The sequence below is a fragment of the Fluviicola sp. genome, assembly GCF_030151805.1.
GTDB lineage: Bacteria > Bacteroidota > Bacteroidia > Flavobacteriales_D > Crocinitomicaceae > Fluviicola.
The window spans coordinates 12339-33774 of sequence record NZ_JASLCN010000183.1; the positions used below are offsets into that span (position 1 = coordinate 12339).

Annotated in this window: 14 protein-coding genes; 8 read left to right on the top strand and 6 right to left on the bottom strand. The window is 41.3% G+C overall.

Annotated features, from left to right (window positions below; translation table 11 throughout):
* Nucleotides 1–58: 58 nt before the first annotated feature.
* Complete coding sequence (locus tag Q1V93_RS06905) at nucleotides 59–1855, bottom strand: T9SS type A sorting domain-containing protein (RefSeq protein WP_300663124.1); 1797 nt, start codon at nucleotides 1853–1855, stop codon at nucleotides 59–61.
* A gap of 122 nt (nucleotides 1856–1977) precedes the next feature.
* Here Q1V93_RS06905 and Q1V93_RS06910 point away from each other — a divergent pair, with 122 nt between their 5' ends.
* Nucleotides 1978–2673: an NAD-dependent deacylase gene (locus tag Q1V93_RS06910; RefSeq protein ID WP_300663126.1), complete on the top strand. Its 696-nt coding sequence runs from the start codon at nucleotides 1978–1980 to the stop codon at nucleotides 2671–2673.
* 423 nt (nucleotides 2674–3096) lie between these two features.
* Here Q1V93_RS06910 and Q1V93_RS06915 read toward each other — a convergent pair whose 3' ends face one another.
* Entirely contained in the window at nucleotides 3097–3858 is a 762-nt protein-coding gene (locus tag Q1V93_RS06915) for a T9SS type A sorting domain-containing protein (protein ID WP_300663128.1), read from the bottom strand.
* Nucleotides 3859–4196: 338 nt separating this feature from the next.
* Between Q1V93_RS06915 and Q1V93_RS06920 the strand changes: the two genes are divergently transcribed.
* From Q1V93_RS06920 to Q1V93_RS06930, 3 genes are read left to right on the top strand one after another with little or no spacing between them, the layout of a single operon-like run.
* A complete protein-coding gene (locus tag Q1V93_RS06920; protein ID WP_300663130.1) occupies nucleotides 4197–4706 on the top strand; it encodes a TlpA disulfide reductase family protein in 510 nt (169 codons plus the stop codon).
* A 14-nt stretch (nucleotides 4707–4720) separates the two neighbouring features.
* On the top strand, nucleotides 4721–6415 hold the full coding sequence (locus tag Q1V93_RS06925) for a DUF6029 family protein (RefSeq protein ID WP_300663132.1): 1695 nt from the start codon (nucleotides 4721–4723) through the stop codon (nucleotides 6413–6415).
* 16 nt (nucleotides 6416–6431) lie between these two features.
* Complete coding sequence (locus Q1V93_RS06930; protein WP_300663135.1) at nucleotides 6432–7409, top strand: Omp28-related outer membrane protein; 978 nt, start codon at nucleotides 6432–6434, stop codon at nucleotides 7407–7409.
* 442 nt (nucleotides 7410–7851) lie between these two features.
* Here the strand turns inward: Q1V93_RS06930 and Q1V93_RS06935 are convergent, their stop codons facing one another.
* Nucleotides 7852–8322 (bottom strand): biotin/lipoyl-containing protein, encoded by a 471-nt coding sequence (locus tag Q1V93_RS06935; RefSeq protein ID WP_300663137.1) that lies wholly within the window; start codon nucleotides 8320–8322, stop codon nucleotides 7852–7854.
* Nucleotides 8323–8444: 122 nt separating this feature from the next.
* Between Q1V93_RS06935 and Q1V93_RS06940 the strand changes: the two genes are divergently transcribed.
* The gene (locus Q1V93_RS06940) at nucleotides 8445–11066 is read left to right on the top strand and encodes a M1 family metallopeptidase (RefSeq protein WP_300663139.1); all 2622 of its coding nucleotides are present in this window, start codon (nucleotides 8445–8447) and stop codon (nucleotides 11064–11066) included.
* Between the two features lie 113 nt (nucleotides 11067–11179).
* Here the strand turns inward: Q1V93_RS06940 and Q1V93_RS06945 are convergent, their stop codons facing one another.
* From Q1V93_RS06945 to Q1V93_RS06955, 3 genes are all read right to left on the bottom strand, one after another.
* Nucleotides 11180–14632, bottom strand: a complete 3453-nt coding sequence (locus Q1V93_RS06945) for a hypothetical protein (protein ID WP_300663141.1) — start codon at nucleotides 14630–14632, stop codon at nucleotides 11180–11182.
* Between the two features lie 230 nt (nucleotides 14633–14862).
* Nucleotides 14863–17223 carry a ribonucleoside-diphosphate reductase subunit alpha gene (locus Q1V93_RS06950; protein ID WP_300663143.1) on the bottom strand — a complete coding sequence of 787 codons (2361 nt, stop codon included), beginning with the start codon at nucleotides 17221–17223 and terminating at the stop codon, nucleotides 14863–14865.
* A 40-nt stretch (nucleotides 17224–17263) separates the two neighbouring features.
* Nucleotides 17264–18238, bottom strand: a complete 975-nt coding sequence (locus tag Q1V93_RS06955; protein ID WP_300663145.1) for a ribonucleoside-diphosphate reductase small subunit — start codon at nucleotides 18236–18238, stop codon at nucleotides 17264–17266.
* 468 nt (nucleotides 18239–18706) lie between these two features.
* On the opposite strand from Q1V93_RS06955, the gene Q1V93_RS06960 reads away from it, so the two are divergent.
* The 3 genes from Q1V93_RS06960 to Q1V93_RS06970 form a co-directional block, all read left to right on the top strand.
* Nucleotides 18707–19420, top strand: coding sequence for a phosphoribosyltransferase family protein (locus Q1V93_RS06960; protein ID WP_300663147.1), 714 nt, complete (start codon nucleotides 18707–18709; stop codon nucleotides 19418–19420).
* A gap of 314 nt (nucleotides 19421–19734) precedes the next feature.
* Nucleotides 19735–20661, top strand: a complete 927-nt coding sequence (locus tag Q1V93_RS06965; RefSeq protein ID WP_300663149.1) for a DUF1295 domain-containing protein — start codon at nucleotides 19735–19737, stop codon at nucleotides 20659–20661.
* A 186-nt stretch (nucleotides 20662–20847) separates the two neighbouring features.
* A partial coding sequence (locus Q1V93_RS06970) for an FAD-dependent oxidoreductase (protein ID WP_300663151.1) occupies nucleotides 20848–21436 on the top strand: 589 nt, incomplete at its 3' end.

The window sequence follows — 21436 nt, forward strand, 5'->3', positions numbered from 1 at the left end:
AAAAGAAAGCCCCGGCTCCATATGGAGCCGGGGCTTTCAACTTAAATAACGAAATCTATTATTTAACCATCAATTTTTGAGTATAAGAAGATCCACCCTGAGCAACTGAAACAAAGTAGTTTCCAGCTTGCAAAGAAGTGATCGGCATCTCAACACTTGTTGATCCTGATACATTTGATACAACTTGTGTAGCAACTGTACGTCCTGAAATATCAAGGATAGAAACAGTATAATCTCCACCTTTTCCTTCGAAGCTAACGTTTACGATTCCTGAAGCAGGGTTCGGGTAAACTGACATTCCGATTTCAGCAGTTGCCTCGCTGATAGAAGCTGTAGCATCCACTTTCATTGCGTCATCCATAGAAGCTCCTGAAGCGTAAGTTGCAATTGAAGCAACTGTTGTTCCGTTTACTGTGATTTTGAAATCTCCGTTTCCGTATCCGGAATCAAATCCGTCACCGTAAGCATCGTAAACAACCGCTTTGTAACACTCATTTGCTACCAATGTAACATTTACATCAGGTTGAGGGTAAGCACCACTTGCAGCTGCCTGAGCATATGGTCCTCCTTGCGCTACAACTGTATTTGAAGAGTTGAACAATTTCCATGTCGTTTCGTCTCCGTAACGGTCAGTAGTCATTTTAACAATCGCGTTCAAGCCCATTGCTACAGATGCAATTGCAATCGGTTTTGTTGCAACTGAAACAGTTCCAACTGATCCTGATCCTCCGTTTACCGAAGTGATTGTAACTTGTACTGTATTTGTACCCTGAGCGTTCACCACCATTGCAGGCAATGTGATTTCCTGAGATCCGAATGCCGGGATGTTTCCGTTAAACGTGAAAGGAACCGCTGTTCCACCGTTTACAACTGTAGAGAAGTTAATAGAAGTAATTGCATCTCCGGAGTTATCCACTTTAATGATTGGAGTAATTGATTGTCCGTCGCACACATTAAATGTATTTACAATGCTGTTAGCACTTGCAGTTGGAGCAGGAACATTCGTTAATGTCGGTACAACTTCTGCAGCTGTAATTGCTTTACTGTTAGTGTATGTGTTGTGTCCTTCATGCAAAATAGCGAAAAACTGCAATTTTCCAATGTTCAACGGAACAGTACCAACATTCGCAGGTAATGTATACGTAATTGTCTTTGTAATTACTCCTGTTTGAGAAGCATCGATTTGCTCTCCCCAAGTTCCGCCAGCGTTAATATACCCGCGGAAAATGTGTTGGTGAAGATACTTTCCGTTTGGCAACATTGCAGCAGGATTCAAAGTTGGTGTTGCACTGATTTGAGGTCCCTCATAATCATTTTGCAAAATCCCTACATTCAGGTAATGATTTGTACCAGCCGGCTGAGGAGTTGTGTAGAAGATCTCAACATGCAAAGTTAACTGACGTGTTGACGCATCAATTGTTGCATCCATCGCTACGTTTACCGGCGAAGGTTGTCCTAATGCCGTATTGATCTGACCCTGCCAGTTTCCACGACCTGTTGCAAGAAAAGTTTCGCTTCCGAATGCCGTTCTTTGAACTGCTCCTGCCGGGTATCCTGCCGGATCAAAAAATCCATCCAAAGCTGTTCCGTCTGCTGTTCTCAAATCCGGCTGACCTGCTCCTGGTGCTGCAAAACTTCCTGCATGTACGTTTACAAGTACTACGCGACCTGGATTAGCAGTAGAAATATCGTTTGCCAACTTATGTCCTGCCGGACACCATTGACAATTAACTCCTGTAAGCTCTTCCAGAACCGCATTTTTGTTTTGGGCTGTTTGGGAAACTGGAGTCTGCTGAGCAAACAAGGTCACTGCGCTAGCAAACATCCCCCCAATTAATAGTAATGACTGTTTCATGTTTTATTGATTTATTACGAAATCAAATTAACTTATTTTCACAGTTTAATGCAATGATAAAATGATGTAAATGAATCATTAAATTGGAATGCTAAGTGGTCTGATTTTGTTAATTTAGAATAGTGAAAAAGAAAATTGTAATACTCAGCGGAGCAGGTATTTCTGCTGAAAGTGGAATCTCGACTTTCAGAGATTCAAACGGATTATGGGAGAATTACCGCATTGAAGAAGTCGCAACTCCGGAAGCCTGGAATGCAAATCCCGGGTTGGTACAACAATTCTATAACCAGCGCAGAAAACAGGTTTTGGAATCATCTCCTAACGCAGCTCATTATTTTTTCAAAGAGTTGGAATCGCACTATAACGTTATTGTAATTACACAAAACATCGATGATTTACATGAACGGGCAGGATCAACAACTATTATTCACCTGCATGGAAATATCCGTTATTCCAAAAGTTCAGGACCAAAACAAGAGACAAAATACTACCCTGTCGAAGGCTGGGAACTAAGCATGAATGATCGTTGTGATGACGGATATCCGTTGCGGCCTCATGTGGTTTGGTTCGGAGAAAATGTGCCAGAAATGGATAGAGCAATTGACACCCTTGCAGATGCCGATTACTTAATCGTTATTGGCACATCGTTGAACGTCTACCCCGCAGCTGGATTAATCCATTATGTATCAAATTCTTGTAAAAAGTTAATTGTAGACCCAAAAGCTTCCGAACTGAAAGTGGATTCCGATTTCCTAATCTTCGCCAAAAGTGCTGTAGAAAGCATTCCGGAGTTGAAAAAAGTATTCTTTCCGGCTTAAAACAAAGAAGAACGATCAAAAAACAATTCTCCGTAAATAATCCCGGGTTGTTTGGGTTGAATAGGTAATCGTTTTTGACAGATGTATACATTCAAGCCATTTTTTTGTCATCGGAAACGAAGCTGGCTTCTATATCAGGATACTATCTAACTAAATGGTTTGTCCCAGAGTTTAGATGATTTTTTAAGTCACGCAGATTTAATTTACATGCTATCCTATCCGTGCAAGACTTGTTCCGACCATTCAGAATTCGCGGCATCGCATGTCGCCAATAGCTTTAGCGATGGCACAAGCTTAAGCGTAAGTGTTCTGCGGAAAAAAATGTTCACTTGGTTCCGGATACTAACAATGGTGTTTTAAAGAATATCAGAAACAAAAAAAGGCAAGAACTAAGTCCTTGCCTTTCCTTATTTATTTTAGCTCTTAATGTTTGATCACAACTCGTCGTGTTTGAACAGCTGATCCTTTTTCAAGGATTGTTACCAAATAAACACCGTTTTTGAAATCACTTACATCTAATTTTTTAGATACTCCGTTAACATTCTCATTGTAAACTACTTTACCAAGAACATCTGTGATTTTAATATCAAAATTCCCGCTCAATCCTTGTGTAGTAACTGTCATTGCATTACTTACAGGGTTCGGATAGATGGAAAGTGAAATTTCTTCATTCTTTTTCTCTTTGATACTCAATGTAGTTGTCAAGTAAACATCCACAGAGTCAATTTTTGTTGTTCCTTCCATCACGTAAAAACGGTAATGAATTGTTCCCGGACCATTACTATGGATATCAAATTTCAAATTTGCCAAACCATTGTTCGGCATTGAGAAACTGTTTGGAGTTCTCCAGGGATCAGAATTCGGCTCTAAACAAACTCCATCCGGAGATTGAGGAATAGGACCCCAGCAAATTTGCTCTGCCGGTGAAGTCGTAGACCATGCAGGAACATCAACGATCTTATCGCGAACAATATCGTACGTCTTATCAGAACCAGACTTATTCACTATTCCTAACTGAACAATGATTAATTCATCATCACTAACTGTTCTGGTAATTGTTGTTCCATTCAGGTTACTTCCTGATACTGTTTCGGAATTCGGATTGTAGTCCTTTATATCTACCTGCGCAGTAGAAACTGAAGCAGTGATTAAAGCAAGACTTAATAAGGAGTATATTTTTTTCATGTATTTAGCTTTCTAGTTTTCACAAATATATAAAGGCATGCTTTCAAAAACAAACTATCAGGCACACTATCAATTCGTAAGATTACAATTTTTTTGCCAAAAAAACAACGCCTGAACCCCTGATATTCTGATTTTTTTGATTTAAATGCCCGTTTTTTTAATTAAACGGTTTAGTTTTCATCAAAATCATTGTTTTTAGGATTGCAATTTTTATTGTCACCTTAACATTTTTTAGGAATACAAGAGTATCAGATAACACATGCTTAAAATTGTGTTAAGGAAAAGGTATCTTTGGTATTCGGCACGGAACTTGAACTGTGTATGCTAAAATTTAAACTATGAAAAAAATTGCGTTTTTGTTATTAGGGTTAGTGTTTTCCACCTTATCAATAGCTCAGGATGATCACCAACTGATTGTAAAACAACTTCCTTCTGTAAAACTGGTTGACATGAATGGAAAAGCTGTGAATACTGCAGCATTAGGTCTTAAAGGTCCGATTGTGATCTCTTTTTGGGCTACCTGGTGTTCACCTTGTAAACGTGAATTAAATACAATTCATGAACTTTATCCTGACTGGCAATCCGAGACCGGAGTAACTTTGGTTGCTGTAAGTATTGATGATGAAAAAACAAAAGCTCAGGTACCGGTTTATGTTGACGGAAAGGGTTGGGAATACCTGGTTCTGATGGATCCGAATGGTGATTTTAAACGTGCAATGGGGGTTAACAATGTTCCTCATACGTTCCTGATTGATCAAAAAGGAAATATCGTTTATTCTCACAACAACTACGCTCCCGGAGATGAGGAGAAGTTGTATGAAGAAATCAAGAAATTAGCCCACAAATAACCCTTAACAGATAGATGAAAAATTGGATTTTAGGAATCTGTGCATTGTCCGGGTCGCTCACAGCACTCGGACAATCGAATTTATTGGGGGGCATCACCGGTAACATGGAAGCCACCTTTCAATATTTGAAAGCCGATCCGTTGATTGGTGCCAACCAGCCTGCAGAAAGAGGACTTCTGAACTCGTATATGAATGTTTTTTATTCCGGTTCTCATTTCAAGGCCGGAATCCGGATGGAATCATACCTTCCGCGAATTAACGGTTATCCGAACAGATTTGACGGTACAGGACTGGGAATGCGCTACGTAGGATGGTCGAATGACTATATAGATATTACGGTTGGACATTTCTATGAACAATTCGGAGCTGGTACTGCTTTTCGCGCTTATGAAGACCGAAATCTGGGATACGACAACGCTATGGACGGAGCCCGCGTGATCTTACGACCTTATAAAGGTGTGCAATTAAAAGGTGTTTACGGAAATCAGCGTTATTCTTTCCAGGGAGGAAGAGTGGAGAAATCCAGCGGAGTAACCAGAGGTGTGGATTTACAACTTCATATCAATGACCTGATTCCAAGACTCGACTCAAGTGGTTTGGATGTTACGATCGGTGGATCTTTCATGAGTAAATTCCAGAAAGACGATAATGAATTGTATGTACTGCCGGAAAACGTGGCTGCTTACAGTGGACGAATCGGTTTGCGTTATAAGAAATTCACCCTGAACGGAGAATACACCCATAAGGATAACGATCCGAGTGACGACAACGGATACATTTACAATTCAGGTCATGCAGCTTTAATCAACCTGGGGTATTCCCGCAAAGGATTGGGGATTTCAGTTTCCGCAAAGTCTGTTGATAATATGAGTTACCGTTCTGACAGAACAAAAGGATTAGCGGATTTGTTTATCAACTACCTTCCTGCTATGAACAAAACACATACCTATAACCTGGTTGCTACACTTTATCCGTATGCAACACAACCGTTGGGGGAAGTTGCGTTCCAGGCAGAAGTGCTTTATACGATTCCGAAAGGAAAAGGTGGCGGAAAGTACGGGATTCCAATCAATGTGAATTATTCTACGGCTTATTTGCCAATCAGACACCGGTCCGGATTCGGATTGCCGGGAGATTCTTCCCGCGTGATGTATAAAGGAAATCCTTTCGACAAGTCTGACAGTTTGCTGTGGCAGGATATCAATTTCAATGTGACGTTCAAATTAAATAAGAACTTCTACTTAATTGCTTCTTATTTCAACATCATTATCAATAATGACGTGTCCAAAATTTCGGAAGATGCGCATGGAATGATCAGTTCACACGTTGGTGTGTTGGAAGCCGGTTGGAAAATCAACAAGAAACACAGCTTGAGAGCAGAAGTACAGGCTTTGTTTACATCCGATAGAAAAATGCTTGGTTTTGATTACCATACTTCCAAGGATAAAGGTGATTGGGTTACAGTAGTGCTGGAATACAATATTTCTCCAAATTGGTTCTTCGGATTCATGGATCAATACAACTACGGGAATCCGCACAAAGATTTGCGGGTACACTACGCAATCGGGTCTTTCGGTTGGATTAAAGATGCAACTCGTGTAACTTTGAACTACGGTAGACAACGTGCAGGTTTATTCTGTGTTGGTGGAGTATGTCGTTTTGTACCGGCATCAAACGGATTGACCGTTTCGCTTACACAAAGTTTCTAATTAACAATTTTAGAACATGAAAAAGTTTTTTATTCTCGCATCAGTCCTTGCAACAGTGATTGCTTCATGCGACAAAGTAACGAATGCTTATCCGTCGAATCCGGTTACCAGCACACTGGATTGGAGTCTGTATCCTGATGGCGATTCTGCTCACTACGCAGCACAAGGTTTATGGCCTACTTTTTCTGCCAATACCAACACAAACAGAAATGTGTTGATCGAAGATTTCACGGGTCACCAATGCGTACAGTGTCCTTTCTCAACGAATTTGATGGAAGATTTGATCGCAACCAATCCTACACGCCTTTACGGATTAGGAATTCATGCGGGACCAACAGGTCTTACCGGATTCCAGGTAACGTCAGCCGCTTACCCCACAGTTTTGTATTGTGATGCAGGCCTTGAGCTTGGGAAACATTTCGGGCAAGATATTCCCGGATCAACTTTCCTGGGAAATCCCGGATTTTGTGTTAACAGGACTAAAGTAAGTAATCAATTTGTATCCAATGCAGGTTCTACCATGACGAACAAAACCAATGCTTGTCTGGCGAGTACCCTTAAAATCAATATTCAGGCTGTCACGAATTATTTCCCATCTACCCGGGGATTGTTTTTGCATACGGAAGTCGATAAAGTGGATGCTTCGTTGAGTGCAGAACTGGCTATCGCTATTTGTGTCGTGGAAGACTCATTGGTTGCACCGCAGACGGTTCCGGGAAACCTGGATCCGGATGGAAGCCCGGGAGATCCGAATACTCCTGATGGAAGAGCCGAAGCGTATGTTCACCGTGACATTCTGAGAGGATTCCTGGACGGGCGAACTTTCGGAAGAGTTTTAACCGATGCTGACAAAGGAAGCAATGGGAAATATTTTGTGAGTTACTCCTATCGTTTGCCGGATCAATACAACGTCGACAACATGAAATTGTACATCTACGTTTACGATAAATCAACGGAAGAAATTTACCAGGTGATCGAAAAACACCTCCATTAAAATTTAACATTGGCTATAAGGTAGCGTGTGTCTGATTATTACGGGCACACGCTTTTTTTATAGGCAACTTTTAACATTTCCTTCATACCAAAACCGGAAAGGGATCGTTATATTAGTTGAAATTATTAAACAGAACCCCATGTTTGAACTGACGAAAAAAATTTTGGTGCGGGTAAGTTTCGACCCCTTATTATTCCAAAAAGAATTGTCTAAATCCATTAAATGGATGTCTGACTCAGAGGAAATTCAGCGATTGAGGGAATGGTGTATCAAAGAATTTGGATCGGTTTATCCGTCTATTATCCAAAAGGCGTTTTCACCACAAAAAAATTAAGCAACATATATTTTATAAAGACTAACGGCTCCTTTCGGAGCCGTTTTTATTTGATGGCGCATGAAATTGCACACCTGTTTCTTTTGAATTGAAAAACTATGATTTTTCCTACTCGAATTCGATCAGTAAACCGCCTTTATCAACAACATCCTGAGGATTGATTGCAACCGCTTTCACAACTCCAACTCCCTCAGCTTTAAGTACGTTTTCCATTTTCATTGCCTCCAAAGTAAGCAACGGATCACCCACTTCGATTGACTGGCCAACTGTAACAGCAATACTCACAACTCTACCCGGCATCGGAGCCTTCAGTTGTTTCAACTTGCGCAGTTTTGGCTTATCCATTCCAAGAGAAGCTATCAGCTCATCCAATGGTCCACCCTTCTTCACTTCAAACACCCGGTGATTTAATTTCAGAGTAAGCAAACCTTCCTCCATGCGGTTCGACATCACCTCTCCGCGAAATTTTTTCCCTTTGTATGTAATTGTAAAAAATTGCTGGTCTTCCCAACGAATATGAACTCCATCTCTGTTAGCATGAAGGACTTCTCCGTCCGATGTCCAATTAGCGATTTCCATCTGTAAGAATTTTGCGACAATAATACGAACTATTTGTCCATTCATCTAGAAAAAGATTGTAAAAAAACCATAGTTTTCTATATTTGCTCTTCTAAATATTTACAAATCATATTTGCCCTAAAATGAAGAAAATATGTTATTTGGTTGCTCTGGTCCTGGTAGCTTGTCAACCTAAAAAGTCTGGTCTTGAGCATGAAGCAAGCAAAAGCAATGATCCGAAGTCAAATCCGGTAGCTGGTGTTGAAGAACCAAAACAAGATCAACCAAAAGTATATCACGCTTCCCGGACGATTCTTACTGATTTGATCAATACCAAACTGGAAGTTTCCTTTGACTGGAATAAAGCGTGGTTGATCGGTAAAGAAACGCTTCAGGCAAAACCGCACTATTCACCTTCCAACAAGTTAATCCTTGATGCAAAAGGAATGGAGATCAAAAGTGTTTCCATGGCGGGTAAATCCTGTACCTTCGATTACAAAGACGATGTGTTGACCATTCAGCTGGATAAAACCTATACGCGGGATGAAAACTACACTGTTGTAATCGACTACATCGCAAAACCGGATGAACGCAAAACAGGTGGTTCGGATGCAATTACAAGTGATAAAGGTCTTTACTTTATTAATCCGCGCGGAGAGGAGCCAAATAAAATGCCTCAGATTTGGACGCAGGGAGAAACCGAATCAAATTCTGTTTGGTTCCCGACCATTGATTCTCCGAATTCCAAAACAAAACAGGAAATTTACATTACCGTACAAGATAAATACGCCACTCTTTCCAATGGGAAACTGGTAAGTTCTACCAAAAATGCAGATGGAACGAGAACGGATTACTGGAAACAGGATTTGCCGCATGCTCCATACTTATTCATGATGGGAGTTGGTGAATTCAAGGTTGTAAAAGATTCTTATACGCGTCCGGACGGAACAAAAATGGAGGTAAACTACTATGTAGAGGCTCAGTGGGAAAAAGACGCACGTGCCATCTTCGGTGAAACCCCTGCTATGATCGGTTTCTTCTCCAAATTGCTTGGAGTGGAATATCCGTGGGACAAGTATTCTCAAATCATTGTGCGTGACTACGTTTCAGGAGCGATGGAAAATACAGGAGCAGTTGTTTTCGGTGATTTTACGTACAAAACTCAGCGCGAATTGTTGGATGAAAACGATAATTCAACAATCGCACACGAATTATTCCATCATTGGTTCGGGGATTTGGTGACTTGCGAGTCCTGGTCCAACCTGACTGTCAATGAATCTTTCGCCAATTACTCGCAATTCCTTTGGGATGAGCACCGTCATGGTTTGGACGAAGCAGAATTTCAGGCTTTACAGGAAGCAGCGGGTTATTTCGCATCTGCAGAACAAGGTGGATACCACAACCTGGTTTGGTTTGATTACAAATCACGCGAAGACATGTTTGATGGCCATTCGTACAATAAAGGCGGCCGTATTTTACACATGCTCAGAAAATACATCGGAGACGATGCGTTCTTCATGGGATTGAAAAACTACCTGAAACAAAATCAATTTAAAGCAGCAGAATTTCATCATTTACGCCTTGCTTTCGAAGAAGTGAGCGGTGAAGACTTGAACTGGTTTTTCAATCAGTGGTATTTAGGAAAGGGTCACCCGACTCTGGAAGTTTCCTATGCTACCAATGCTACTGACAATACGGTTTCCGTAACAGTTAACCAAAAACAAAAAGCAGAATTCGGCTTATTCAAATTACCGGTTGATATTACTGTTTATGATGACCGTGGAGCTACAACGACACGTCATTGGTTCAATGATGCAAGCACAACCGTTAGCATTCCGACGAAAGGAACCGTTAAGAATGTGATTTTTGATGCGGAAGCTATGTTGCTTTGCAAAATGGACGAGAAAAAAGATGCTTCCTGGTATACTTACCAATGGAATAACTCGAAGCATTATATCCACAGAAAAACTGCTTTGCAAAAAGTTCCTGCAAGTTCGGCGGACGCAAGCAGAATTGCATTAGAAGCTTTGAACGATCCTTTCTGGGACATCCGTTCCACTGCAATTGATAAAATCGGGAAAATGAGCAGTGAAAATAAAACCGCTGCAATCGGTCGTTTGAAACAACTGGCTACAAATGACTCTGTTTCTTCCGTACGTGTTTCTGCAATTACCACTTTGGCAGGAATGATTTCCGGACCGGAATTAGAACAACTGTGTACGGAAAGTCTTCAGAAAGATCAATCTTATTCGGTGATGAGTGCTGCATTGATGCAACTTTCCAAAGTAAACTATAAAGCAGCTTTGGAAGCTTCAAAAAAACTGGAGAAAGAACCTTCCGGAAAAATGCAGGCCGGAGTTGCAATGATTTATGCAAAATACGGAGATGCGGACCAGATCAGCTACTATGAAAACCTGTTCAAATCGAACATGCTTCAGGGATTTGATGCTATAGGGGTATTGAGTTCATTGACGTTCTTTACTTCCCGCCAGGAACCGAAAATACAGCAACGCGCTTTGGCGATCTTCCAGAAAGAATACAAAACAGGAGGAATGTATACCAAAATGTTCATGCCTCAATCTATCGGGTATTTGAAAGATAATCTTCAAAAATCTATTGAGAAATATAGCGCCGAAGAAGAGAAAGGAAAGAAAGACGGAAACGCAAATGCTGCGGATATTGCACGCGGAAAACGCATGGAAGCTGAAGCATTGATGGCTGATTACGATAAAATGATTGCCGGTTTCCCGAAAGAGGAAAAGTAATCTGAAAATAATATAGTTTAAAAAGGCCTTTCATTTTGGAAGGTCTTTTTTATTCGTCCGAAAAATGTTCAAATTCTACTAACTTGTTTGAACTATTTAACTTTTTGAACTTGTTAAAAGAACGCCTTCACTTCCATTCCACCTGCGTGAATGACTTTATTTCCTTCGCTTTTACGTCCGTTGTATTGAATCGAAATTTGCAGGTTTTTGGATAAGGATCTCTGGTATCCCAAACTCCAAACGTAATTCACTCCCGGTTTCAACGCTTCCAATAACTCGAACCCAAGCGGTGTGTTCGAATTTCCCCGAAAAGCAATCCGGATAACGTTGAATTGTCCCTGTAAACTTCCCTTTTGAGTTTGGTTAAACTTCCCGGTCATTCCGATATCGTAAATATCCGCCTGCTCACCTCCCAGATTCTCTTCATTCTTCTTTTTGGTAACCCGTCCGTCAAGACTAAAACGAAGCGAGGTTGTCGGTTGATAGATAAACGACGGTTTCAACTGCCAGTAATGCAAACGATAATTCCGGCCGGTAGTATAATCAACCGAAGATGTTTTCAAACCTGTTTCGAACTGGGATTGAAAGCTAAATTTTTTGAGGAGCGTAACCCGCGCATTAAACTCATGCGATTCTTTCGTTCTTCCGTCGAATCCGGTTGCCAGAAGTGTTTTTGTCTTTGAACTTTCGTAGCTGTAATCCCCACCTCCGATATTATTCGTCCGGTTGAAATATACCGTGTTTTTGATCACGTTTGCCGTACTTATCAAGGAATTGTCATCAATACTTCCCACAAAAGGATTATACGCCCGTGCTCCGTCAAACACATTGGTTTTTCGCTGCAATCTGAAACGTGTTTGCGTTGAAAAGCGTGCCAACACTTTTTTAAATCCGGTTTTATTTCCCCAAACACGTTCCGGACGGAGCATCAGTGATTGGTTGTATTCATTCGAATACGTCTTGATGTAATCATTCGACGGGGTGAATACGCGAATGTAGCTCGCCTGATCTGCATATGCGGCAATTTCAAACTCATTCAGATCTTTGATTCCGTCATTGTTGTAATCGTTCCAGGTATACACTCCCTGCCCGTCGTTTACCTTGATATAAATGAATTCTTTCTTCTGTTCCAATCCTGCTCCAACCTCATAAAATGTGGTGAGATTGATTGCTCCTTTCCAGAACTTAATATCGTGATCGATTCGCCCGTTGGTCGTGTTCTCAGGTGCCTGGTTGATCAGATTTGCATTCAGAATTTTCAACTCCCGGTAGTTCGCCACAATATACAAACGCTGGTTCTTCCAGTTATTTTTGGTCCATTCCACCCGGAAAGTTCTGGCTTTTGCTGCATTTTGCAAACGCACACTGTCCGATTTTCCATCCACCCGTTCCCGGTAACTCAGGAGTAGTTCTCCCGATGAAGTATCACCGACTGCAACATAGCCCTGGTAATCAAAGAAACGATAAGATTGCAAACTCAATAAAGAATCTCCCTGCACAAAACGATTCCATTCCTGGTCGTCCTTGTATCCTATCCGTACTTTTTTAAACTGTTTAGAAATATCTTCCCGATGCCTGATGAACTGATTGGAATTGACATTTTTCGAACTCAGGTAACTCGCGTCAATGTTGATGTTGAAGCCTTTTTGCTTCCAATTGGTGATGAATTGCGTCCGCAATCCGGAGAAATCCGACCCGATCTTATATTGCTGTGCATTGATTGCGATCTTTCCGTAGTTTCTGTTTTCAATACTGGTTCCCAAAGTAGTCAATACCTGGTTTCCCTTGTAATTCATACTCCGCGTATTCCAATCCCGATCAAACTCCACCGCACGGTATTGCTCAATCGGTCTGAAATAAGGGTCCAGCATTTCGATCTCCGCCTGCTTTTTCCAATGCCAGGATTTAACCGAATCTTTTCCGAACGGATTGTCGTGTTCGATCTTTGTTCGCATGGAAAATCCGCGATCATCAAAGCGATCAAGTGTTGAAAATGTATTCAGATCGTAGCTGCTCATTCCCAGTTCCGAGGTCATTTTCAATCGTTCATTGAAGCGGTAAGTTGCCCCGGCTGTAAATAATTGCTGTCTTTTCGGAGTGATGATCAATGAAATCGGGGCATAATCTCCAACCGAAACACCTCCGACTGGTTCGACCCATTTGTATACCCGTCCGACAGCATTGAACTTTTCGAAGACATAATCTCCTTTTCCCGGCCCGACATACGAAAACTGAGCTTTGTAATAAGCCACTGCCTGATTCACAGAAGCCACCAAAACACTGTCGTAACCCAAAGAGTCGATCAGTTTGTACATAACCAGGTTTTCCGAGTAGCCCACCGAATCAATCACGGAATAACGTGCCAGCTGCAAACTATCCCCGATTTTAGACAAAAGCATTTTCTGTTCATTTGTCAGGTTTTGCTGAAGCGGCTGATTTTTAGCGTCCTGTTCGGAATACGCATTCACCCACCAATCCAGTTTTTTGCTTTGTGCAGTTGTTGAAAACTGGAAGAGCGAACGCGCATAGTTTTGATCGGAATACTGGAATTCAACCACGATTCGGATGTCCTTCGTAATCAGATTTCTGGCTGTAAACGTTAGTTCGGAAGTGTTGTAATCAATGACGTAATCAAATTCCTGCCCTCTGCTCATCAATCTTCCATCAATATAAACCCGTTCCGTTCCCGAAAGAATAATGATATACGGTTCATTTTCACTTCCCCGCAAGCGATAAGGCCCTTGATTTCCTTCAACTCCCTGGATGATCTGCCGGTTGAACTTTCCTTTTGAAAGTGCTCCGCTGGCTTGTGTTTTGATCGTTCCGGTTTTATCTTTTTTCCAGAAATATTCACCCGTTAAACCTTGTCCCCGCTTTCTGTAGGTAAGGAAATAACCATCTGGTTTACTGATCCAGAAATCTCCGGCTGTCAATTTAAACTGGTTGTTGAACAACTGAATAAACACCTGGTCGAACTCCTGTAATTTATTGGTGTTCCCTTCGGGTTGAATGGGCAGATTATCATCCGTAACGGAAGCCAGTACTTGCAAATTCGGTGCGATGTACCCGGAAAGTTCCAGATTCAAAGAGGAATTGACGGATAAATCCTGCCGGTTTCCGAAGGTGATTCCGCGAGAAATACTTCCCGATTTTCGCAAACCATTCGCACCCATTAAATCGAGTGGTTCAACTGTCGGCGTAATGAGGAACTTATCGCGGTCTCCTTTGTTTTCGGTGTAAATGATATTTGTATCCCGTACCTGGTAGCTTTTTCCGAAAGAAAACGGAAGTACACGGTATGAAATCTGAAGTTCTTCCGAACACGATTCAAACAACTGAAAAGTCCCTTTGCTGTAATCGACCAAATAGTGGTAAGGAAGCACGATCTTATTTCCACAACGCACAATGAGTGAATTGGGAGCAATACTTAAGGAATCCAGTTGTACGACGCTGTTTGTTGCCGGAATCGTTTTTTGACGGTACGCGCTTTCCTGTGTCCAGGCCTGAACCCAACAGAAGAATATGCTACCTAGCAATAGAAGTCCGACCCGTAAAGCGTGCATCATGCTAAGGTACTAACGTTTTAAGTGCCCCGCTAGTATGCAATCGTGATTTTTATACGATGATCTTTCTCTGAAACGAAAAAGTCCCACGTTAGGTATGCGACGCATCACATACCTAACGTGGGACTTACTGTGTGTAACATAATAAAAACGGCACAATTATTAACAACACAGGACGTTAAAACCAGTCGGGGCGAAAAATTTTTCGCCCCGACTGGTTTTAATCTGATATTCTATCCTGAACACATTTCACAATTATCCGGATTATCCAAAGAACATGCAATTGCTGCTTGTTGCTCTTCAACCGTTACTTGTGCTGGTTGTTCAGTTACTGCTTTATCTACTGTGAACTTGATGGCATCTGTTGCAGCTTTCGTTCTCAAGTAATACATTCCTGTTTTCAATCCTTTTTTCCATCCGTAGAAGTGCATGGATGTCAATTTTCCGAAGTTTGCATTTTCCATGAAAATGTTCAACGATTGTGACTGACAAATAAATGCTCCACGATCTGCTGACTGCTCGATAATTGCTTTTTGAGAAATTTCCCAGGCTGTCTTATACAAATCTTTGATGTATTGCGGAATCTCGTTGATGTTTTGTACGGACCCATTCGATGCCATCAATTTCTGACGCATGTCTTTGTTCCACAAACCTTCTTTTACCAGGTCTTTCAACAAGTGTTTGTTTACGATGATAAACTCTCCCGACAATACACGACGTGTGTAAATGTTTGAAGTATATGGCTCAAAACATTCATTGTTTCCAAGGATTTGTGCTGTAGAAGCTGTTGGCATCGGAGCTAACAACAACGAGTTGCGGACACCGTGTTTTTTCACTTCTTCTTTCAACAAATCCCATTCCCAACGATCTGTAGGAGTTACTCCCCACATATCGAATTGGAAGATTCCTTTAGATACCGGTGAACCAGCGATTGTTTCGTAAGGTCCTTCAGCAATTGCCAAATCTTTTGAAGCCGTCATTGCTGCGTAATAGATCGTTTCAAAGATCTCGCGGTTCAATGCTTTTGCTTCTTCGGATTCAAACGGGAAACGCATCATGATGAACGCATCTGCCAATCCTTGAACTCCTAACCCGATCGGGCGGTGGCGCAAGTTTGAGTTACGAGCCTCTTCTACCGGGTAGAAGTTTCCGTCGATGATGCGGTTTAAGTTTACAGTTGCCTGGTAAGTTACTTCGAATAATTTATCGTGATCGAACGTTCCTTCTTCCGTAACATATTTCGGCAATGCCAAAGAAGCCAGGTTACATACCGCGATCTCATCCGGAGCTGTGTACTCGATGATCTCCGTACACAAGTTAGAAGATTTGATTACTCCTAAGTTTTGCTGGTTGGATTTTGTATTCGCTGCATCTTTGTACAACATGTATGGTGTACCTGTCTCAATTTGAGATTCCAATACTTTGAACCACAAATCCTGTGCTTTGATCGTTTTGCGACCTTTACCTTCTGTTTCGTATTGTGTATACAATGCTTCGAATTCTGCTCCGTATGTTTCAGAAAGTCCCGGACATTCGTGCGGACACATCAAGGTCCAGTCTCCGTTTTCTTCTACTCGTTTCATGAACAAATCCGGAATCCACAATGCGTAGAACAAGTCACGTGCACGCATTTCTTCTTTTCCTGTATTCTTTTTCAAGTCCAGGAAATCGAATACATCTGCATGCCAGGGCTCGATATACATTGCGAAAGATCCTTTACGTTTTCCTCCACCCTGATCTACGTAACGAGCTGTATCGTTGAATACACGCAACATCGGAACGATTCCGTTGGATGTACCGTTTGTTCCTTTGATGTAAGATCCCGTAGCACGGATATCGTGAAGAGCCAAACCGATTCCACCGGCAGACTGAGAAATCTGAGCGCAAGATTTCAAGGTCTCGTAAATCCCTTCAATGCTATCTTCTTTCATTGTCAACAAGAAACAAGAAGACATTTGAGGTTTCGGTGTACCTGCGTTGAACAAGGTTGGTGTAGCATGTGTAAACCATCCTTCAGACATCAAGTTGTAAGTCTTGATAGCCTGTTGCAAATCATTTTTGTGAATACCCACTGCAACACGCATCAACATTTGTTGTGGTCTTTCAGCGATTTCACCGTTGATTTTCAATAAGTAGCTTCGTGTAAGGGTTTTGAATCCGAAGTAATCGTAACGGAAATCACGATCATAAATAATGCTCGAATCCAACAAATCCTTGTTATTCTGAATGACTTCGTATACGTCATCAGCGATCAATGAAGCACGCTGACCTGTTTTAGGATCAACATACTTGTATAAATCTTCCATCACATCGGAGAACAATTTCTTTGTTTCCTTGTGCAGGTTCGATACCGCGATACGGGATGCCAACAAGGCATAGTCCGGGTGATCGATTGTTTTAGCCGCTGCAACCTCAGCTGCTAAATTATCCAAAGCGGTCGTGGTTACTCCATCGTAAATTCCCTCGATCACTTTCATGGCAACAGCCTCCGGGGAAACTAATGGATCCAGTCCATAGCACATCTTGATGATGCGCGCAGTGATTTTATCAAATTTCACCGCCTCTTTTCTTCCGTCTCTTTTAATTACGTACATAGCGCTCTATTTGGGTTGTTGTTATTGGTAATATAATGAATTAAAAATCTTCGTCCAAACTAAATGTTTGGTTTTCCTTGTTCGACATAACACCTGCTTTTTGGTATTCAGCAACGCGTTTTTCGAAGAAATTTGTTTTTCCCTGAATGGAGATCATATCCATGAAATCAAATGGGTTTGCCGTATTAAATACTTTTGGGTTTCCTAATTCCACTAATAATCGATCAGCCACGAATTCGATGTATTGTGCCATTAGTTCTGCATTCATTCCGATTAGTTTCACCGGCAATGCATCTGTTACGAATTCTTTCTCAATTTCCACTGCGTTCAGAATAATCTCCTGTACCTGTTCTTTTGGAAGCTGGTTTATCAAATGCTTGGTGTACAATAAACACGCAAAATCACAGTGCAGACCCTCATCACGGGAAATCAATTCGTTAGAGAATGATAATCCTGGCATCAAGCCGCGTTTTTTCAGCCAGAAAATCGAACAGAATGAACCTGAGAAAAAGATTCCTTCTACTGCTGCGAATGCAACTAATCGCTCAGCAAAAGATCCGTTGTCAATCCAACGTAAAGCCCAATCTGCTTTTTTGCGCACACAATCGATCGTTTCAAAGGCGTTGAACAGGTGATTTTTCTCAGCTGTATCCTTGATGTACGTGTCGATTAGTAACGAATAAGTTTCAGAATGGATATTTTCAATAGCAACCTGGAAACCATAAAAGAACTTCGCTTCTGTATATTGCACTTCAGCCAAAAAGTGCTCAGCAAGGTTCTCATTCACGATTCCGTCGGATGCTGCAAAGAATGCCAAAACATGTTTCACAAAATGACGCTCATCGTCAGTCAGTTTCGTTTCCCAATCAATTAAATCCGGCGACAAATCAATCTCTTCTGCAGTCCAAAAACTTGCTTCTGCTTTTTTATAAAAAGACCAAATATCCTCATGTTGAATCGGAAATAACACGAATCGATTTTTGTTTTCTGCTAAGATTGGTTCTACTTGTCCCATTTTTAATTCTATTTTTTTTAGTCAATAATTTCTATGCCATGGTTATTTCTCAACCATGGATCAGTGTGTATTCATATTCAAATTTCAGTCAGTTTCCCCTCTTGTATTTGTAGCATGTGTTTGACACATTTTGTACTTAAAGGGGCTTACAAAAATTGTCAAAATTCTTTCCTTTCGCAATTAAAGAAATCCACAATTGCCTGAGGTTTTCAACACCACAACTTTGAAAGCCTTTAACATGAACACTTAGCGAGTTTATCAACATCTCAACTAAAGATATTCACAGTACATAATCCGCAATTCATCGAAGAATTAGCCGGATTCGTCCAACTTCAAGTGTATGAAGACTTTCAGTTGGTTTTCCTATAAAATTAGGTGAAAAATGAATTTCTTTTTTCATTATATTTATTCGGCTATCAACACCCTGATGTTGATAGTCAGCGAAGCCAAATAAACACTATTACACTGATGAAATCCTCTTCGAAATTTAACAAATGGACGCGTGATTTACTTCATGTTCTCTACCCTCAAAATTGCCTGATTTGCAAACACGAATTCAATCAATCCAGGTTGGCCATTTGCCCCGTTTGCATCAGCGAATTATCTTACACCAATTTCGAGACTTACCCCGAAGCAACCAATCTCGATAAATTGTTTTGGGGACGTGTTCAGTTAACCGGAACCTATGCGCTACTCCGGTTCAAACAACAAAATTCCACCCAGCGGGTTCTTCATGAGCTCAAATACAACAACAATGCTGAAATCGGATTACATTTCGGAAAAGAACTGGGAACGGTTCTCAAACAAATTCCTGCTTTTTCGGATATGGATGCGCTTGTTCCTGTTCCGCTGCATCCCAAAAAGGAATTTATTCGCGGGTACAACCAGGCTGAAGTCATTTGTAAGGGAATTGCGGAGACTTCGGCAGTTTCTCTGAGAAAGGATCTCCTGAAGCGGACTTCTTTTACGGAAAGTCAAACCCGGAAAAACCGGATTTCCCGCTGGGACAATATGCAAAACCGGTTTATGCTCCGAACCATAAAAGAACAAAATTTTCAGCATTTGGTCGTCGTGGACGATGTTGTCACAACCGGATCTACTCTTGAAACCTGTGTGCGGATTCTTCAGGATCAATTTCCCAAAGCAAAAATCAGCATCGCGGTTCTGGCCATTGCAGAGTAAAATTCAGGGAATTAATCACGATGGACATCAAGCTTAATTTTCCCACAAATGCACAGATTTTTTGCTCGGCTACCGCACTCGCTTTTAACCTTCAAAGTACTCTATTTATCAGTGCATATGGAATAAAGAGGCGGCTGGTAAACGCCTCCGGAAATTTCATCTTTTCTTCAAAACCGTTTGGTCAAGTTAAATAAATCTTACACTCTGCAAGAACTTCACAAGAAAATCGGTTAACTCACAATTTAGCGTTTATCTGTTTCCAAAATTTTGGTTCTCCGCGATTCCTTCTGTACTTAAATCGCTACTTTCACTTCATGTTAATTACGATCATTATCCTTTTGTTGACCTTGGTGGTTGTTCCATTGATGTCCTTTTATTTCGGCACTCCGCTGAATACACTTCAAATTGAAGTACTTACTGAAATGGGAATTGTTTTGGGAATCGTTACGGCGGTTTGCTTCCTGCTGGGAGAAATTACCAGAAACAACTCTCAGATAGATAAAATCTGGAGTCTTATTCCGATTTACTATGTGTGGCAAGTTGCCCAGGCCGGAGATTTTGCTCCCCGTTTGGTTTTGATGGCTGTTATTGTAAGTATCTGGGGAGCCCGTTTAACTTACAATTTTGCACGGAGAGGCGCTTATTCCTGGAAATTTTGGTCCGGAGAAGAAGATTACCGCTGGGAAATCCTGCGTAAAAAACCCGGATTCAATAATCGTTTCGTCTGGATGTTATTCAACCTGTTTTTCATCTGTTCGTATCAGAATACCTTGATTTTCCTCTTTACACTTCCGGCTCTTACCGGCTTATACGAGTTTGCACCAACAAGTATTCAGTTGTGGGATTGGGTTATTGCGGCAGGAATCCTTGTTGCCATTGTCATTGAGTTCATTGCCGATCAGCAGCAGTATAATTTTCAAACCGAAAAACACCGACGCATCAAAAGCGGAGAAGATCTTGGCCCATACTCTAAAGGATTCGTGGATACCGGCTTGTGGAAATTGGTTCGCCATCCGAATTACGCCATGGAACAAACTGTTTGGTTGTTATTCTACGGATTCAGCGTTGTATCTACAGGAGAATGGATCAATTGGTCGATGGGCGGCTGTTTGTTACTGGTTATTCTCTTCAAAGGAAGTTCTGATTTCTCGGAAGGTATTTCTGCTGCTAAATACACGGATTATCCGGACTATCAACGCAAAACTCCGCGATTCATCCCTTTTACGAAGTTTGGGAAGTAAGATTGATGGTCTAGGATGTCAGGATATTGAGATTGTAAGACAAGAGACGGAAATCCGTTTAAAGTCTCTGGTCTTTCAGCGTTCAAGAGTTAAAAAGTCGTTTTCGACTCTGCTCAACCGCCTTTTAACTTTTCAATTGTAAATCGAACTCTTTGAACCCGGTAAACTTTTAAGCACTTTTGTACTATGAAAGTATTGGTCGTTGGAAGTGGTGTTGCAGGAATCTGTCTGACTCATGAATTGTTGAAGGAAGGTTGTGATGTTCAGTTAACGGATAATAATCGCAATGTATCTTCTGTAGTTGCTGCAGGACTGATCAATCCATTGGTGTTCCGGAGAATGACTCTCAGCTGGCGCGTTTCCGAATTGATTCCCTTCGCTTATCAAAGGTATCGCGAGATGGAACAACTTATCGGCGTTTCCTTTTTTCATCCGCTGGTAATCCGGAGGTTATTTGCTTCTGCCCAGGAGCTCGATTTCTGGAAAAAGAAGCAGGAACTTCCCGATTTTGAAGCGTATATGGAATTATTGACGGACGAAGATCTTTCTTTTCCTTCGGAACAAAACACCTTCGGAACGGCTCGCGTGAAACAAGCTTCTTACATTGATACGATTCCATTTATCGAAGAAAATAAAGCCTATTTCAAAAGGAAAGGAATCCTGCGGGAAGAAACTTTCGATCATGCAGATCTGAATCCTCAAACCGGCGTTTACAAAGGAGAATCATACGATTACATTCTTTTTGCGGAAGGAAAAGATGCCAAATACAATCCAC

Bases quoted from the DNA above. Each gene is read 5' to 3' on its own strand.
- Q1V93_RS06905 (WP_300663124.1), bottom strand. From the start codon at position 1,855: ATGAAACAGTCATTACTATTAATTGGGGGGATGTTTGCTAGCGCAGTG.
- Q1V93_RS06915 (WP_300663128.1), bottom strand. From the start codon at position 3,858: ATGAAAAAAATATACTCCTTATTAAGTCTTGCTTTAATCACTGCTTCA.
- Q1V93_RS06920 (WP_300663130.1), top strand. From the start codon at position 4,197: ATGAAAAAAATTGCGTTTTTGTTATTAGGGTTAGTGTTTTCCACCTTA.
- Q1V93_RS06925 (WP_300663132.1), top strand. From the start codon at position 4,721: ATGAAAAATTGGATTTTAGGAATCTGTGCATTGTCCGGGTCGCTCACA.
- Q1V93_RS06930 (WP_300663135.1), top strand. From the start codon at position 6,432: ATGAAAAAGTTTTTTATTCTCGCATCAGTCCTTGCAACAGTGATTGCT.
- Q1V93_RS06935 (WP_300663137.1), bottom strand. From the start codon at position 8,322: ATGGAAATCGCTAATTGGACATCGGACGGAGAAGTCCTTCATGCTAAC.
- Q1V93_RS06940 (WP_300663139.1), top strand. From the start codon at position 8,445: ATGAAGAAAATATGTTATTTGGTTGCTCTGGTCCTGGTAGCTTGTCAA.
- Q1V93_RS06945 (WP_300663141.1), bottom strand. From the start codon at position 14,632: ATGATGCACGCTTTACGGGTCGGACTTCTATTGCTAGGTAGCATATTC.
- Q1V93_RS06950 (WP_300663143.1), bottom strand. From the start codon at position 17,223: ATGTACGTAATTAAAAGAGACGGAAGAAAAGAGGCGGTGAAATTTGAT.
- Q1V93_RS06955 (WP_300663145.1), bottom strand. From the start codon at position 18,238: ATGGGACAAGTAGAACCAATCTTAGCAGAAAACAAAAATCGATTCGTG.
- Q1V93_RS06960 (WP_300663147.1), top strand. From the start codon at position 18,707: ATGAAATCCTCTTCGAAATTTAACAAATGGACGCGTGATTTACTTCAT.
- Q1V93_RS06965 (WP_300663149.1), top strand. From the start codon at position 19,735: ATGTTAATTACGATCATTATCCTTTTGTTGACCTTGGTGGTTGTTCCA.